Raw genomic sequence first — 16,163 nt, 5'->3', positions numbered from 1 at the left:
ACCGCGCAAGCGCGGGAAAGGGCATAGCCGCGCGAAGGCCCCGGCGGGACGCCTTACAGCCCCGAATCGTCGGGCAGGCCCAGCCGCTCCAGGACGCGCTTGCGGGCGAGGCCGCGGTCGACGTCGGGAACGTGCAGCAGGCCGCCGATGCGGCGCAGCAGGTTGGCCTCGAGGTCGTTCAGCTCGCCGTCGGCGTAGGCGACCTCCCACAGCATCTCGATGATCCACAACCGCTTGTCCGGCGGACAATGATCGTTGATCACCGTGACGTAGCGGTAGTAGGGCGAGGCACCCTCCGTGTCGAACACGGCGGCGGACAGCAGGTCCTGCGCCTCCTCCTCGCTCAGGTGGAAGTGGCGGCGGGTGACGTCGAGGATGCGCTCGCGCTCCGCCTGGGAAATGGTGTTGTCGGTGCGTGCGGCCTCGACCAGAAGGGCGGCGGCGGCGGCCTCCAGCCTGTGGCGGTCGTCGCCGGGGTCGTTCTCCTGGAACAGCGCCCTGATCCGGTTCAGCATCGGTCCTCCGCGGGTCGTCCATATATCCGGAAGACATTGGCGACGGGAGGACCGAAATCCAGGGGCTTCAGCCCTTTACGGCCTTCCGCTTCGGGCGCTTCACCACAAGGGTGGTCCATTCGCCGACCGGGATGCGCGCCACCAGATGCAGGCCCTGCGTGCGGTGCGCCTGGATGACGTGGCGCTCCTGCCGGTTCAGCAGGCCGGCCAGCACGGCGACGCCGCCGCGCTGCAGATGGCGCTTGAGCTGCGGCGCCATGCGGGCCAGCGGGCGGGCCAGGATGTTGGCGGTGATCAGGCGGTAGGGCTTGTGCTTGCCCACGATGGCCGTGTGGTAGCCGTCGCCGCCTTGCGAGCGGATGCGGGCCTTCACCCCGTTGAGGGCGGCGTTGACGCGGGTGACGCGCACCGCCTCCGGGTCGATGTCCACGGCGGTGACCGGCACCCGCCAGCGCTTGGTCACCGCCAGCGCCAGGATGCCCGAACCGCAGCCCATGTCGAGCGCCCCGCCCCGGCCGCGACGCGGCAGGCTCATCCGCCGGGCCAGCCGGTCCAGCGCCATCAGGCAGCCCTTGGTGGAGCCGTGCTCGCCCGTGCCGAAGGCGGTGGCGGCGTCGACCAGCAGCGGGATGCTGCCCGCCGGGACGATGCCCTCATGGTGGGAGCCGTGGACGAAGAAGCGCCCGGCCTGGATCGGCGGGAATCCTTGATAGCTGTGCGACACCCAGTCGATGAGGGGCAGCTCCTCGACGATCAGCTTGGGCTCGGGGATGCCCATGGCCTCCGCCAGGACGGCGACGCGGGCGTTCAGCCGCGGCTCTTCCGGCTGCCCGTAGACCGTCGCCTCGACCAGCCAGTCGCCGTGCTCCTCCAGCTCGAAGGTGGACACCGCGTCGGCATGATCGCCAATCGCCTCGGCGAACGCGGGGGCGTGGGCTTCGGGAATGACGAGCGCGATGCGCCAGAGCTTGGAGGAGGACATGGGGAAGGTCGCCGATGATGGGGTGGTCGTTGTCTGGTGGGAGACTTAACCACAGAGACGCCGAGACACAAAGATTTCCTGCGGCCGGACGCACGGCTCCATCGCCGCACAGGGTTGCCGCATTCGGAAGCGGGCTGGCCAGAATGGATCGACCGCGGGGTGCGACGTTTTGGCCGACGAAAGCGCGGCACGGGCCTGCCACCACTTTTCTTACCACTTTTGAGCGGGCACACTGTACCCGGGGATAAGCGGACCAGGGGTCCGCAAGTGGCTGTTTTGTGGGTGCAGGGGGAGACGGGCTTGATGCAGCGTGCTTGCAAAGCGGCCAGGGCATGGATGACCGCGCTGGTGGCGGTTTCGGGAGCGGCGATGGTGTCGGGCTGCGCGCTCGATCCGGTCGGGCTGGCGATCGGAGCGGCAGGCTCGGCGTCTGGATCGGAGGCGTCGATGACGGCCGATGTCGCGTCCGCCTACCGGGGGACGGACTGCCCGACGCTGGCGGCGTTGCTGAAAGCCTACAACGACCCGCTGCCCACTCTGAGCGGCAGCGAACGCCAAGCGCAGATGATCCACATCACCGCGGTGCGGCAGCTCATGGCGGAGCAGCGCTGCCCGGCGGAGGGCACCGCGGCGGCGGCGAATGCGGGCTCCACTCCGGCGGCGGCGCGCGAACCGCAGGGGGCGATGGGGGCGGCCGTGAGCCCGTTGACCGCCCAGCTGGCGCAGGCGGTGGGGCTGGAGGTGCCGCGCGGCCTGGTGGTGACGGCGCTGATGCCGGGCAAGGCGGCCGAACTGTCGGGCATCCGCGGGGGTGACGTGATCCTGGAGGTGCGCGGCGTTGCGGTGGACGATGCGGTGCAGATGCGCCGCGTGCTGGGCGCGGTGCCCAGCGGGCAGAGCGTGCTGGTGAAGCTGTGGCGCGCCCGCGAGTTGCGCGAGTTGATCGTCGGCCCCATCACCAGCACCACCCCGGCCCTGCCGCCGGGCGCGGTGTACGCCGAGGCGCCGGTCCTGCCGGCCGCGCCGGTGCGGGAGCGCTTCTGCGTGGCCCAGGTGATCGGTTCGGGCCTGTTCGCGAGCGGCGTGCACTCGCCGCTGTTCACGGTGCGCAACGACGGCAGCGAGGCGGAAAGCGCCAAGCTGACGGCAGCCTTTTTGGAGGCGGCGCGGAAGGCTCAACCCGGATACTGGCTGGCGCCGCACCCGCGGCCGACCTGCACCCGGGATTCGAAGGTCTGCACGTCGGCCAACGCCGACTCCGACGTGCTGATGATGATGTGCGAGACGGACCGCGGGAAGGGCGCGGAGATCTACGAAGCGCTGCGGCAGGACCAGCCGCTGATCGAACTGGCCTGGTCGCCGTCGGCGCCGTGAGGCGAAGCCCCGGTCCGACCCGGCACCACCGCTCCGCCGCTCACCGACCCGACAGCCGGTCCGCGATGTCGTGCATCCCCTGCTCGCGCAGGATCGCCTGACGGTGGCGGATCAGGCGGCGGGCCAGCGCCTTCTCCACCTCGGCGCCGCCGAGCAGGCGCCCCTGCGGATCGCGCAGATGGGTGGCGAGGTGGTCGGCCAGCAGCGCCTCCTTCTTCGGGTCACGGCGGTCGAGCGGCTGGGTGCCGTTCAGCGAGTGCTGGATGCGCTCCAGCAGGACGGCGCGGCAGCAGGGCGCGCGCCCCTGGACGATCAGCGCCCCGACATGGGCGAGCAGGGGGCTGACCGGCTCGCTCTTCGGCTGCGGGTCGCGGCCCAGGATCAGGTCGGCCAGAGCGCACAGCCCCAGGGCGAGGTTCGGCTGCGCGCCGAGAAGCTCCTTCACCAGCTCGGCGGAGCCCAGCGCGTCGGCCATCACCCCATCGAGTAGGGCGAGGTGCCGCGGCTCCACCTCCGGCCCGATCAGGTCGAGCAGCATCGCCAGCTTGCCCGCCAGCGAATTGCGGTCGGCCAGATGGACGGTGAGCTGGCTGAGAAAGGCGAAGTCGTGTCCCTCCTCCCCCACCGCGGCGGCGAGGACCCGGCTGGACCGGGACAGGTCGGCGGGATCGAAGGCCGGCAGGGACTTGCGCTCGGCCTGGAAATCGCGGGCGCGCGCCATCACGACGTCAGCGAAAGCCCGCAACTCGCGCGCCCGCGCCGGAACCGCGACGTCATGCCGGTCCGCATGGTGGCGGGCCACCGCCTGGAGCGCCGCCCCCAGCAGCAGGCTCTGCTCGTCGAGCTTGCGCAGGTAGGTCCAGGAATGGAGAAGCTCGGTCGGGGTGATGCGGAACTTGTCGAGGAAGGGGCGCAGCAGCCGGCCGGCGACCACCCGCGACTCGAACCCGTAGAGATCGCCGGGGGCCGTGCAGTAGGGCGCGCCCTCCGCCGTGCCGCCCAGCGCCATCGGCTTGTCCTTCACCACCGGGACGGCCTTCTGGAAGATCACCGTCTCCAGCGACAGTCCGGCCAGCGAGCGGAACTTGATGGCCTTGACCTCCTCAACCCCGCTGACCGCCAGCCAACTGCGGGCGGAGGCCAGGGCCCGGCGCTCGTCGTCGTAGGTCCCCTCGATGGTCCAGCGGCTCTCGCGGCGGATCTGGACCTCGAACGCGGTGCTGCTCTTGCCGAACACTGGGCGGGTTCCGTGGCTGTGGGTGCGCTGTCTGGACCCCACCAGTAGCCGAACGCCGCCGCCCGGCCTGTGACGATCGTCACCGCAGCGGGGCGCTGCGGCAATCGGTCACCCTGCCCCGACCATCCCGCCTGCGTCAGCCCGCCTTCTCCGCCGGCACCACGAAGCTGTCCATCACCTTCTTGCTACCGGCCTGGTCGAAGTCGATCTCCAGCTTGTCCTGGTCGACCGCCGTGACGGTGCCGTAGCCGAACTTCTGATGGAACACCCGCGCCCCCTTCGGGAAGGGCGCGTTCGGGCGGGCGCGGGGAGCGACCTGATAGGAACCGCTGTCCAGCGTGATGGTGCGCGGCGACGGGGGCTGCTGCCGGCCCGCCGCCTGCTGGCCGGCGCGGAAGGCGGCGTAGCTCGACGAGTCGCGGAAGCTCCCTCCTCCGCCGAAGCCGCCGCCGAAGCCGTTGCCGGCGTTGCCGCCGGGGTAGAGGCCGCTCGCCGCCTCCGCCTCGACGTCGCCGCCGGGGATCTCCTCGACGAAGCGGGAGGGGATGGCGCTGACCCAATTGCCGTAGAGCCGTCGGTTGGCGGCGTGGCTGATGTAGGCCCGCTTGCGCGCCCGGGTCAGCCCGACATAGGCGAGGCGGCGCTCCTCCTCCAGCCCGGCGATGCCGGTCTCGTCCAGCGCACGCTGGTTGGGAAACACGCCCTCCTCCCAGCCGGGCAGGAAGACCATGTCGAACTCAAGCCCCTTGGCGCCGTGCAGGGTCATCACCGTGACCTGATCGACGCCGGCGGCCTCGGCGTTCTCCATGACCAGGGCGACATGCTCCAGGAAGCCCGACAGGTTCTCGAACTCCGCCATGGCGGTGATAAGTTCCTTCAGGTTCTCCAGCCGGCCCGGCGCCTCGGGCGTCTTGTCCTCCTGCCACATGCGGGTGTAGCCGGACTCGTCCAGCACCATGCGGGCCAGTTCGGTGTGCGGCATGGTCGCCGACAGGGTGCGCCAGCGGAAGAAGTCCTGAAGCAGGTTGCGCATCACGCCACGCACCTTGGGCTTCAGCTCGTCCGTCTCGGTCAGCGCCCAGCCCGCCTCGGTCAGCGGCATCCCGCGCGAACGCGCCGCCTGATAGAGGCATTGCAGGGCCGCCGGGCCGACACCGCGCTTGGGCACGTTGACGATGCGCTCGAAGGCCAGATCGTCGTCGGGGGAGTTGACGACGCGCAGATAGGCCATCGCGTCGCGGATCTCCTGCCGCTCGTAGAAGCGCGGGCCGCCGATCACCCGGTAGGGCAGGCCCAGCGTGATGAAGCGCTCTTCGAACTCGCGGGTCTGGAAGCCGGCGCGGACCAGGACGGCGATCTGGGCGAGCGAGACGCCCTGGCGCTGCAGCGCCTCGATCTCGTCGCCGACCCAGCGGGCCTCCTCCTCGCCGTCCCAGACGCCGCGCACGCGCACCGGCTCGCCGCCGTCGGCCTGGGTCCACAGCGTCTTGCCGAGCCGCCCCTTGTTGTTGGCGATCAGGCCGGAGGCCGCGGACAGGATGTGCCCGGTGGAGCGGTAGTTCTGCTCCAGCTTAATGACGGTGGCGCCGGGGAAGTCGGCCTCGAAGCGCAGGATGTTGCCGATCTCGGCGCCGCGCCAGGCGTAGATCGACTGGTCCTCGTCGCCGACGCAGCAGATGTTCTTGTGGGCCTGCGAGAGGATGCGCAGCCACAGATACTGCGCGACGTTGGTGTCCTGATATTCATCCACCAGGATGTATTTGAACTTGCGGTGGTATTCCGCCAGCACGTCCGGGTGCTTCTGGAACAGCGTGATGTTGTGCAGCAGGAGATCGCCGAAGTCGCAGGCGTTCAGCGTGCGCAGCCGCTCCTGGTAGGCGCGGTACAGCGCCACCACGCGCCCGCCGGCCACGTCGCCGCCATCGCCCTCGTTCAGCCGGTCCGGGGTCAGGCCGCGGTCCTTCCAGCGCTCGATCACGCCCAGCACCTGCCGCGCCGGCCACTTCTTGGAATCGACGTTCGCCGCCTCCAGAAGCTGCTTGATCAGGCGGATCTGGTCGTCGGTGTCGAGGATGGTGAAGTTGGACTTCAGCCCCACCAGCTCGGCGTGGCGGCGCAGGATGCGCGCGGCCAGCGCATGGAAGGTGCCCAGCCACCAGCCCTCCGGCTCGATCCCCACCAGATGGGCGACGCGCTCCCGCATTTCGCGGGCGGCCTTGTTGGTGAAGGTCACCGCCAGGATCTGGAAGGCGGCGGCGCGGCGCGTCATCAGCAAATGGGCCAGCCGGGTGGTCAGAACGCGCGTCTTGCCCGTGCCGGCGCCGGCCAGCACCAGAACCGGGCCGTCCATGGCCTCGACCGCCTCGCGCTGCACGGGATTCAGCCCGTCCAGATAGGCGAAACGCTGCGCCGGCGCGGGCGCCGGGGCGCCCGCGTGGCTGAGGGGATCATGGCCCAGCGGATCGTCGTAGGCGTAGGGATCGGACATGCGGCACCGGAGTTCCTGGGTGGGCTCTCCCGCGGTCGGGAGACGCCCTTCATCGAATGAAGACACCGTATATAGCACGCCCCCCGGCGCATCGAACCCCTTCCCTTGACGGAACGGCCGGGACGCTCCGCCAATGGGCATGGAACTAGGCCCATGGGCCAGGATGAACTCTGTCCGCACTATGTCCGACACCATAGCGCTTGTCTTATCACAATCGCTCGAAGTCACATCGGCCATAGGATCCCAAGAATCACCCACAGTCACAGACAAATCACAGGCTGAACCGAATTCAGGACCGATTGATTATTCCAGGTGAGACATTCGTGAACGGTTCGTTGGACGTTTTGTCTTATTTCGGCTTAGGGCATATGCCCATTGCGAGACATAATTTTTCCTTTGGGGAAATTTTCTGTTCCGCAAATCCGGGGTAAGGTCCAATCAGATCGTGGCACCCCGGAACCAAACGGACAGCCGCGGAGAGCGGCCCTCCCCCCGGACCGGATGTCCACGGAGGCGCCAGACGAACGACCGAATTGAAACAAACAGAGGGCGGGTAGGAACAATGGACCCCGTGAACGTTTTCCTGATCGACGCGAACAAGCTCTTCCGCGAAGGCATGAAGCGTCTGTTCGAGAACACGCCCTTCAAGGTGATGGGCGAGGCCGGCACCCTGCGCGAGGGCGTCCCCGCGGTCGAGGCGGCGGGCACCCAGCCCGACCTGGTCCTCATCGACCTCGTCAACGGCGGCGAGGACGAGGCCGACCAGCTCCGCGCCCTGCGCGACGGCCACCCCGGCATCCGCGTCGTCATCCTGACCACCGACCTGTGCACCCGCCGCCTGTCGGGCGCGCTCGGCGCCGGCGCCCACGGCTACCTGATGAAGGACATCGCCTGCGAAGCGCTGATGCAGTCGCTGAAGCTGGTGATGATGGGCGAGAAGGTGTTCCCGACCCATCTGGCCGAGCTGCTGATCAACGGCCGCAGCGAAGAGCTGGCGACCGAGGTCCCGGCCCGCCGCAAGGGCCTGTCCCAGCGCGAGATCCAGATCCTGCGCTGCCTGCTGAACGGCAACTCCAACAAGATGATCGCCAACCACCTCCATATCACGGAGGCCACGGTGAAGGTCCATCTGAAGAGCCTGCTGCGCAAGATCAACGCCTCCAACCGCACCCAGGCGGCGATCTGGGCGCTGAACAACGGCATCGGCGACCAGCCGGCGGAAGCCGCCGGGGTCAGCGCCAACGTGGTCTGATCGATCGTCTTGCGGTTCTGCCTTCCCGGCATCCACAGCGCCGGCCGCGCCATCCCGCGGCCGGCGCTGTCGCGTCCGGAGCACCCGCTTTGGGTGCGACGGCACGCCATAAGTGGTGCGCCATAGGACCAAAGGCCCTCTTCCGCCTCGAAATGATGATGGCTATTTCGGCAATACGCTCCGAATTTGTTTGGATCGCAGCCCCGACACGATGAGCATCATGGAATACAGCGCGGAAAAGCCGACCCTGAACGTTCTGCTTGCCGACGATCACCTGCTGTTCCGGGACGGGCTGCGGCGTCTGCTCGCCCAGTCGGACGACAGCATGGTGTTTCACGAGGCCGGGACGTTCGACGACGTCCGCCGCCTGTGCGACGGCGCCATCGCCTTCGACCTGATCCTCCTGGATCTCGGCATGCCGGGATGGAACGGCTTCTCCCTGCTCGGCGAGATCCACCAGCGGCTTCCCAAGGCGCTGCTGGTCGTGGTGTCGGGGTCGGAGAAGCGGTCGGACCTGCTGGCCGCGCTGGAAAACGGCGCCGCCGGCTTCATCCCGAAGTCGAGCAGCGCGAAGGTGATGATGGGTGCCCTGCAGCTGGTGCTGGCCGGCGGCGTCTATCTGCCGGAACAGGCAATCCGCGGCGACCGGATGGCCGACAGCGCGGCGCACGCCGGCAACGGTGCGGGGGACGCCGGTCCGCTGGGCTCCCTGGCCGACGGGGCGGGCGACCAGCTGACCCCGCGCCAGCGCGACGTGCTGAACCGCCTGCGCGACGGCAAGTCCAACAAGCAGATCGCGCACGAGCTGGGCCTGACTGAAGGCACGGTGAAGGTGCATGTGACAGCGATCCTGCGCCAGCTCGGCGTGCGCAATCGGACCCAGGCGGCGATCACCGCGAACGGTCTCTGACCGGACGCCCTTTTCCGGGCCTGCTCCGCTCAGGCCCCTCCCCGCTCCACCGAAGCGACCAGCGCGGCCAGAGCGCCGCGGATGGCCGCTTCGTGCTTGGCGGGCAGAACCTGCTGACCGGGAACGGTCACCACCGTCAGGTTGCGGCAACCGGTCAAGCGCTGCTCCAGAAAGGACGCGCCCGCAAAGCCGTCCGGCACGTCCTTCCCCTGCACCAGCGTGACCGGCACACGGACCGCGTCGAGCGCGGGCGCCATGGCCTGAAGCTCCGCCGCGCTGTCGCGGACGACCGGCGGCAGGATGCGGGCGGCGATGCGGCGGAACACGCCCGGCCGGGCCGCCTCCTCGGTCATCGGGTCGATCAGCAGAAGGCCGCCGATCAGTTCCGGAAATTCCAGCACGGCCCGCAGCGCCACCGGCACGCCGTTGCCGCAACCGATCAGCAGCGGCTTGCGCGAACGGCGGAGCGTCAGCAGCGGGCGCAGCGCCGCCGCCGGCACGCCGGGGTCGCCGCCGCGCAGACGGGAGGCGCCGCCGATCGGCGCCGGATCGGGACGCGGCACGGCCACCCACTCCTGCCCCGCCGGAACGGCGCGCAGCAGGCGGGTCCAGGCCCGGGATTCGCTCGACGCCGCATGGACCAGGATGATGCGCCGTCCGGCGGGATCGCCGGCGACGACGCAGCCCGGCCCCACCTCCCGCGATGCGCCGCAGCGTGACGTCGGCGCCTCGCCAGGCGACGACGGCACGATGCCGAACGCGGCCCCCGCGGGCCGCCCGGCGCTGCTGTGTATGGTCAAGGCTCCGCTCCCCGATTCCCGAACACGTCGCGGAGATCGTCTCCGCCGATTGACAGGGAGCCTAATGGAGGGTCTGCAGCCTTGTCCCGTACCATAAAAAGGCCCGAAATGGCGCGAACGGTGGCCGCAAATCCCGAAAATCGCAGGTTTTTACCCCAATTGTTGTGCAGTCCCGCCATTATAGGCGGAATCCACACAAGAATTGGGACTATCAAGGGCCGGAAACGTCAGTCAGCCGGCACCATCAATGAATGGTGTTGCCGTCGGGAAGCGCCTCGACCGGACGGTCGTCGCGCGGCTCGGACGGGCGGTGCAGCTCGCGCATCAGATCCCGCCAGTCCGGCGACCCGCCGAGCTGCTGGATCAACTGCGTGGAGAAGGCGAAGACGGCCATCTCCAGCGGTCCGTTGTCCTCGGCATGGGCGTTGACGGTCAGGCAGGATTCCGCGGCGCTGACGAAGATGGCCGACGCGATGGCCACCCCCGGTCCCGGCTCGGGCAATGGCACCGGGACCGGGGCGGACCCGGTGGTGCGCAGGGCCGACAGGTTCTCCACCAGCAGGCGCGTGCGGATGGCGGTGTCGATCGCCGCCCCCATGGTGTAGCCGGCCTCCGATTCCGCGGCGGAGCGCAGCAGGCGCAACCCCGCGATCACCCCGTGGGCGACGTCGGCGGTGCCGGCGCGCTTGGCCGCCGCGGCAATGGCGGTGCCAAGGATGGCGGTGACCACCGGCGCCATGCTTTCGGCGTCGTCGCCCATGACGGCGGCGTCGGTGGACTCTTCGTGGTTCTGGACCTCGTTCATGCGGCCTCCGATCCGGTGATACCCTGGATGGCGTGCGGCGCGGACCCCGGTTCCCTGCGGAACCGCTTTTTGCTCAAAGGTCCCTCTTTCGATCTGTGGCCTTTCCGGAGGGCATTCAAGCCACCGGAAGCCGGGAGGGGATGAATCTTTCGATGCGCCACTTTCGCCGATCCCTCCTCTGGGCGAAGCCGCCCGCCATCCCCACATGTGCGGACAAAAGGAGAAACACCCGATGCCCTTCCTCAGCCTTCTTCTCAACATCCTGTGGGTGGTGACCGGCGGCATCTGGATGGCCGCGGGATGGCTCTTCGCGGCCGTCCTGATGGTCCTCACCATCGTCGGCATTCCGTGGGCGCGATCCGCCTTCACGATCGCCTGGTACACCCTGTTGCCCTTTGGACAAACCGCCGTCCGCCGGGATGAGTTCCGTGGCCGCGAGGACATCGGCACCGGCCTGCTCGGCACGCTGGGCAACATCCTGTGGTTCGTGCTGGCCGGCTGGTGGCTGGCGCTCGGCCACTTGGTGGCCGCGGTCGGCCTCGCCATCACCATCATCGGCCTGCCCTTCGCCTGGGCGCACCTGAAGCTCGCCCTGCTGGCCCTGTGGCCGGTCGGCACCGAGATCGTGACGGTGGACGAGGCGGAATCCCGCCGCCGACTGCTCGGCCGCGGGGCCTACTGAGCGGAGCCTACGGAGCGGACGACTCCCGCTCCGCCATACCCTTCAGCATGACCGAGGCCCGCCAGAAGCCGAGGTCCGCCCCATCCACGAAATGGACGTGCCGGTCGGCGGCGAGGTCGCCGACCAGGCAGGTCACCGTGGAGGCCGTCGCCCGCGCCGTGCCGTATCGGATGCGCCCGGCCGCCGCGTGGCCGGCCAGCATGGCCTCGATGGCGCTGGCCTCCGCCTCCGTCACGTCCAGGACGAGGCGCGGCCCGCCCGCCGACTTGCGGAAGTCCGACCGTTCGGCCATGCCTCGGCGGTAGCGGTCCGGATCGAAGCCGGCCACCCGCCACCCGCCGCCCAGAATCGCGGCAAGCAGCGCGGATTTCCCGAGAAGCGACAGGGCGCAGGCCAGCCGCCGCCCGCGCGGGCGCGTCCGCGCCTCCAGCCACAGCGACCGCCAGGAGGGCGGCCAGCGCACCGCCAGCCGTTCCCCCATGCCGAGCGGCGCCGCCGTGGCGGTCGGCACGATCCGTTCGATGTCGGCCTGGACCCGGGCCAGAATCGACAGCCCCAGACTGCCACCGGGCAACGGATCGACGATCACGCACAGGATCACCCCGCGTCCGCTGTTCACCGGATTCCAGCGGCAGGATACACCCTCCAGCCCGGTCAGCGGGCCGGGCCGCGGCTCCAGCCGCCAGCGCGGATCGGCCTTCACCCAGGCGTCCGCCGCCGTGACCCCGCGCCCGAGGAACAGGCCGAAGGCGTCGCCATTGCCGAAATCCTGCAGGGCGACCAAGACCTCCAGCCCCTCGTCGAGAAGCGCCTGCACCGGCACGAGGCCGACGCGCAGAGGCACGTCCATCTCCGTCGCCGCCCAATGGGCGAGCGCCGACAGCGCCTGCTCCGCCGCCGCGCGGCGGCCCGGCGGAACCGCGGCGATGGCGCCATCCCCACCGAACTGGCAGGCGGGGGCCTGTTCCGGCTCCCGCACCGCCTCCGACAGGACGGCGACCACCGCGGCGGCCACGAAATTCACGTCGCGGTGCCGCCCCTCTCCGGCCAGACGGGTGCTCGCCACCACGTCGGCGACGGCCAGCGACCAGTCGCCGTCCAACGCCGCGTAATGGGAGGGATCGGCGGCTTCGGCGGTGAAGTCGCGGATGGACGGCAGAAGCATCGCCTTCCTCACGCCAGGAGTTTCCGGAGACGGGCCGCTCCAGTCTACGCCCCGGCCCGCGCCCTGTGAATCACTCCCATGAATCGCTTCCTGAACCCATCCGCAATGGACCCATCCCGGATTGTCGCTCAAAGCCGTCCGTTCCATCGTGCCGCCGTCCAATCCGGGGAGGAACGCCATGGGATTCGCGAACGACTGGAAATCCGCCAAGACGGCTTTTGAAACCGCCACCGGCAAGAAGAAGCCGAGCGCCAAGTTCATGGGCGTCTTCCACAAGTCCGGGCTGGAGGACGTGACCAAGGCGCTCGACAGCGCGCTTGGCAAGAGCGACGCCAAGGCGCTGGAGAAGGCGCTGCTCGACTATGTGAAGAGCGCCACCGCCTATCAGACGACGCTGGAGAAGTCGGCCAAGGCCGAAGGCGTCGCGACCATCGCCGCGGAGCTGAAGAAGCTCGGGCAGTCGCTGGACGACATCGGGCGCCGCGCCGGCGTGGCCGTCAACGAGCGCATCGCCGAGATGCGCGAGGACGCCGAGGCGGAAAAGGCCAAGGAGGCCGAGGAGCAGGGCAAGGCCGCCCGCGCCATCGCCGACAAGGTCGCGGTGCAGATCGACGGGCTGCTGAAGACCGCCAACGCCGACGTCAAGCTGCTCGATCAGGCCGCCGCCAACGCCGACCTCGCGCTGCGCAACGTGCTGGAGGCGCAGGGGGCGGGCAACGCCAAGGAGGCGAAGGCCCAGGCCGCCGCGGTCCAGACCGCCGCCAAGGCGGTGGACGCCCAGGCGAAGAAGATCGCCGCGACCGCCGTCCAGGCCGCCAAGCTGTTCTCCCAGGGCAAGGCCGCCGTCGCCAAGATGAAGCTCGACCCCAAGCAGTATGGCGGGCGCGACCCGGCCCAGGGGGCCTTCGACCGGGCGGACGGAATCGTCATGAAGCTCGACCAGATGAAGGATGACGCCGCCCAGGCCGCCAGCGAGGCCGCCGGCATCGTCAAGGAGGCCGCACAGGCGCTGAAGGGCGCCCTGGACCTGCGCGCCACCTACCTGTCGAGCTGCCGCAAGCTGGCCAAGCGGGCGCAGGACGCCGACGCCTTCTACGACACCGTCGCCCGCGACGTCGGCGGGCAGGCCGACCGCGCGCAGCAGGAGCAGATGGTCGCCGAGGAGGCGGAGGACGACAAGCGGGCGGCCTCGATCAAGACGGCGACCTTCTACATCACCCAGGTGCGCCAGCAGGCCGCCCAGGCGAAGAAGGAGATCCTCGCCGCCGCCAACGAGATCACCAGCACCCGCAAGTCCTTCCCGACCATGGTTTCCGATAAGGATCCCGACTTCGGCCCGCTGCTCGCCGAGGCAAAGGTGTCCCTGGACGGGCTTAAGGAATCGCACGCCGCCCTGACCAAGGCCGAGACCAAGATCGACAAGGTCGAGACCGCTCTCAAGAAGCTGGGGTAAGAAGCGCGACCGCCGAAGCCTCCCGCGCTGCCCGGAGTGCGTGGGAGGCTTCGGGCGCGGTCACATCATGACTTCGGTCAGGCTGTCCATCATCTCCCGCTCATGCTCGATCAGCATCAGCTCCTCGCCCATGAAGTCGCGCATGGACACGACGCCGACGACGCGGCCGTCGCGGACGACGGGCAGATGCCGCAGGCCATGGTCGGCCATCCGGCGCAACGCCTCGCCCACCGTGATGTCGTGGGCCGCGGTGACCGGGCACGGGGTCATCACCTCCGACAGCCGGGTCTGATCCGGATCCAGCCCGTCGGCCACCACGCGGTCGGTCAGGTCACGCTCGGTGAAGATGCCTTCGATCTGTTCGTCGACGGAGGCGGTGACCACGACGGACGCCACATGGGCGGCCTTCATCTGCCGCGCGGCATCCCGCACCGACGCCCCCGCCGGAAGGCTGATCACGCGGCGGCGGTTCAAAAGATCTCCGATGTTGCGATGCATCATGGCTTTCCTCCTCCAAGTGCGGATGTTTTGGAAGACCACGGCGGCTGTTTTCATTGGTCTGACCGCCGCGCCCGCGCCTCGTCGTCGGCGCGCGCCTCCTTTTGCTGTTCATTTGCGAACGCGAAAAGAATGCCGCATCTGCGAAATGCCGAAATGGGCGGAATCTGCCCACAGACCTATTTATCAAGTGTTGAAAAGGTAATCACTTCCTCATCACTTGACGAGCAAAGCCACCGTAAAACAACCTCATGGTTGCCATGACAGCGCAACATGCGACAAAACCACTCACCATTGCCTGACGGCGGTGGTTCTGGCACGGAAAATCAGACCATTTTCGCTGGCGGATCAAGCTTAACCATTATTAAAGGAAATAGGTCCGAAACTCCGGACAATTGCAGTTCTGTCACGATGTCGTCTGGAAAGGGCCTGGGCCGCCATGTCGTGGTTGTCGAAATTGAGCGGACGAGGCAAATCCACCGCGGCTTCCGCGTCCAACGCCAAGGAACGCCCCACCGATCCCCCGACCATCCGGATCGACAGCCACGAATATGTGCCGGAGGAATTCGTCCTCGGGTCTTTCCGCATCCGCCCCTATGACGGGGACTTGATCGCCAAGCAGCAGTTCGACTTCCGCATCCTCTTCCGGCTTGGCGAGGAACATTCGGATTTCGCCTGCCGGGGCGTCGTCGTGAAGATGGACGAGCAGGCCGGTCTGGTTGCCCGCTTCCACCAACCGCCGCCGCTCCACACGCGCAAGTTGATCGAGTATCTGAAGCTCTGGAAAGGTCTGTAAACGCCGACCGCTCTCCCCCGCAAAAGGAAGGCCCGCCGTCACGACGGCGGGCCTTCTTCATTCAGCCTTCATTCGGCGGCCCCGGACGGACCGCCGGTCAGGCGGATTCCAGCGCCTTGCGGCTGTGCAGGGCGATCATCTGCTCCTCGTCGGTCGGGATGACGTAGACGGGGATGCGACTGTTCGGGGCGGAGATCAGCGGGCCGTTGGCCTCGTTCGCCGCCGGGTCGAGGACCACGCCGAGCCAGGCCAGCTTGTCGCCCACCCGCGCCCGCACCGGAGCGGAGCGCTCGCCGATGCCGGCGGTGAAGACCAGGGCATCGATGCCGCCCATCGACGCGGCGAGCGCGCCCGTCTCCTTGGCGATGCGGAAGCAGAACAGCTCCACCGCCTCCTCGGCTTGCGGGTCCGCGCTGTCCAGCAGGGCGCGCATGTCGTTGGACAGGCCCGACACGCCGAGCAGGCCCGACTTGTTGTAGAGCAGCTTCTCGATGGCGTCGGCGCCCATGCCCTTCTGGCGCATCAGGTAGATCAGCACACCGGGGTCGATGTTGCCGCAGCGGGTGCCCATGGGCAGCCCGTCCAGCGCCGTAAAGCCCATGGTGCTGTCCACGCTGCGCCCGGCGTGGATGGCGCACATGCTGGCGCCGCTGCCCAGGTGGGCGACGACCACGCGGCCGTCCGCCAGTTCGGGCGCCAGCTCCGGCAGGCGGCGGGCGATGTACTCGTAGGACAGGCCGTGGAAGCCGTAACGGCGCACGCCCTCGTCGGTCAGCTCCCGCGGGATGGCGAACATCTGCGACTGCCAGGGCTGGCCGCGGTGGAAGGCGGTGTCGAAGCAGGCGACCTGCGGCAGTTCCGGATGGGCCTCGGCCAGCGCGCGGATGGCGGCGAGGTTGTGCGGCTGGTGCAGCGGGGCCAGCGGAATAAAGCTCTCAAGCTCCTCCATCACCGCCGGGGTCAGCAGCACCGGGGCGGCGTGGCGGGTGCCGCCATGCACGACGCGGTGGCCGGCGGCCAGCAGCTTCGCCCCGTCCAGCCGCCCTTCGATCCACTCCAGCAGGAAGGCCAGCAGGGCGGTGCGGTCGGACGGCTCGCCGGCCGCCCAGACCCGCTCGGCCAGCGGGCGCTTGGCGGCGTCCTTGGCCTCGAACTTCGGTTCGGTGCCGATGCCGGAGATCTGGCCGTTGATGGTCACCCGCAGCC

At 69.0% G+C, this 16,163-nt stretch carries 15 protein-coding genes; 6 read left to right on the top strand and 9 right to left on the bottom strand.

The genetic code is table 11. The features are described 5' to 3' along the window. Positions 1-53: 53 nt before the first annotated feature. Both Q4I23_RS06100 and Q4I23_RS06095 read right to left on the bottom strand, forming a co-directional pair. Positions 54-515, bottom strand: a complete 462-nt coding sequence (locus Q4I23_RS06100; protein WP_014241242.1) for a tellurite resistance TerB family protein — start codon at positions 513-515, stop codon at positions 54-56. A 67-nt stretch (positions 516-582) separates the two neighbouring features. Continuing rightward, positions 583-1,497, bottom strand: coding sequence for a 50S ribosomal protein L11 methyltransferase (locus tag Q4I23_RS06095; RefSeq protein WP_498525608.1), 915 nt, complete (start codon positions 1,495-1,497; stop codon positions 583-585). 303 nt (positions 1,498-1,800) lie between these two features. Here Q4I23_RS06095 and Q4I23_RS06090 point away from each other — a divergent pair, with 303 nt between their 5' ends. Then, a complete protein-coding gene (locus Q4I23_RS06090; RefSeq protein ID WP_498525607.1) occupies positions 1,801-2,871 on the top strand; it encodes a PDZ domain-containing protein in 1,071 nt (356 codons plus the stop codon). A 40-nt stretch (positions 2,872-2,911) separates the two neighbouring features. Here Q4I23_RS06090 and Q4I23_RS06085 read toward each other — a convergent pair whose 3' ends face one another. Together Q4I23_RS06085 and Q4I23_RS06080 are read right to left on the bottom strand one after the other, a co-directional pair. Beyond that, entirely contained in the window at positions 2,912-4,150 is a 1,239-nt protein-coding gene (locus Q4I23_RS06085; protein WP_498525606.1) for a hypothetical protein, read from the bottom strand. Between the two features lie 94 nt (positions 4,151-4,244). Further along, positions 4,245-6,596 carry an ATP-dependent helicase gene (locus tag Q4I23_RS06080; protein WP_454019259.1) on the bottom strand — a complete coding sequence of 784 codons (2,352 nt, stop codon included), beginning with the start codon at positions 6,594-6,596 and terminating at the stop codon, positions 4,245-4,247. Between the two features lie 562 nt (positions 6,597-7,158). On the opposite strand from Q4I23_RS06080, the gene Q4I23_RS06075 reads away from it, so the two are divergent. Then, positions 7,159-7,848 carry a LuxR C-terminal-related transcriptional regulator gene (locus Q4I23_RS06075; protein ID WP_237903040.1) on the top strand — a complete coding sequence of 230 codons (690 nt, stop codon included), beginning with the start codon at positions 7,159-7,161 and terminating at the stop codon, positions 7,846-7,848. 247 nt (positions 7,849-8,095) lie between these two features. Further along, entirely contained in the window at positions 8,096-8,758 is a 663-nt protein-coding gene (locus Q4I23_RS06070; RefSeq protein WP_454019388.1) for a LuxR C-terminal-related transcriptional regulator, read from the top strand. Positions 8,759-8,787: 29 nt separating this feature from the next. Here the strand turns inward: Q4I23_RS06070 and Q4I23_RS06065 are convergent, their stop codons facing one another. Together Q4I23_RS06065 and Q4I23_RS06060 are read right to left on the bottom strand one after the other, a co-directional pair. Further along, entirely contained in the window at positions 8,788-9,558 is a 771-nt protein-coding gene (locus tag Q4I23_RS06065; protein ID WP_498525605.1) for an alpha/beta fold hydrolase, read from the bottom strand. Positions 9,559-9,802: 244 nt separating this feature from the next. Beyond that, complete coding sequence (locus Q4I23_RS06060) at positions 9,803-10,363, bottom strand: hypothetical protein (RefSeq protein WP_237903037.1); 561 nt, start codon at positions 10,361-10,363, stop codon at positions 9,803-9,805. 232 nt (positions 10,364-10,595) lie between these two features. On the opposite strand from Q4I23_RS06060, the gene Q4I23_RS06055 reads away from it, so the two are divergent. After that, the gene (locus tag Q4I23_RS06055; protein ID WP_454019257.1) at positions 10,596-11,045 is read left to right on the top strand and encodes a YccF domain-containing protein; all 450 of its coding nucleotides are present in this window, start codon (positions 10,596-10,598) and stop codon (positions 11,043-11,045) included. A 7-nt stretch (positions 11,046-11,052) separates the two neighbouring features. Here Q4I23_RS06055 and Q4I23_RS06050 read toward each other — a convergent pair whose 3' ends face one another. After that, a complete protein-coding gene (locus tag Q4I23_RS06050) occupies positions 11,053-12,222 on the bottom strand; it encodes a DUF3095 family protein (protein ID WP_498525604.1) in 1,170 nt (389 codons plus the stop codon). Between the two features lie 166 nt (positions 12,223-12,388). On the opposite strand from Q4I23_RS06050, the gene Q4I23_RS06045 reads away from it, so the two are divergent. Further along, positions 12,389-13,663, top strand: a complete 1,275-nt coding sequence (locus Q4I23_RS06045; RefSeq protein ID WP_454019255.1) for a hypothetical protein — start codon at positions 12,389-12,391, stop codon at positions 13,661-13,663. Positions 13,664-13,723: 60 nt separating this feature from the next. On the opposite strand, the gene Q4I23_RS06040 is transcribed toward Q4I23_RS06045, so the two are convergent. Beyond that, positions 13,724-14,164, bottom strand: coding sequence for a CBS domain-containing protein (locus tag Q4I23_RS06040; RefSeq protein ID WP_454019254.1), 441 nt, complete (start codon positions 14,162-14,164; stop codon positions 13,724-13,726). 454 nt (positions 14,165-14,618) lie between these two features. On the opposite strand from Q4I23_RS06040, the gene Q4I23_RS06035 reads away from it, so the two are divergent. Then, the gene (locus tag Q4I23_RS06035) at positions 14,619-14,957 is read left to right on the top strand and encodes a hypothetical protein (RefSeq protein WP_498525603.1); all 339 of its coding nucleotides are present in this window, start codon (positions 14,619-14,621) and stop codon (positions 14,955-14,957) included. 97 nt (positions 14,958-15,054) lie between these two features. On the opposite strand, the gene Q4I23_RS06030 is transcribed toward Q4I23_RS06035, so the two are convergent. Next, on the bottom strand, positions 15,055-16,163 hold a 1,109-nt coding region (locus Q4I23_RS06030), incomplete at its 5' end, for an acetate/propionate family kinase (RefSeq protein ID WP_498525602.1).

Source organism: Azospirillum sp. UFLA03-27, from assembly GCF_059803775.1.
Note: the sequence above shows the minus strand (reverse complement) of the source record. Positions and strands in the feature narration are given on the sequence as shown.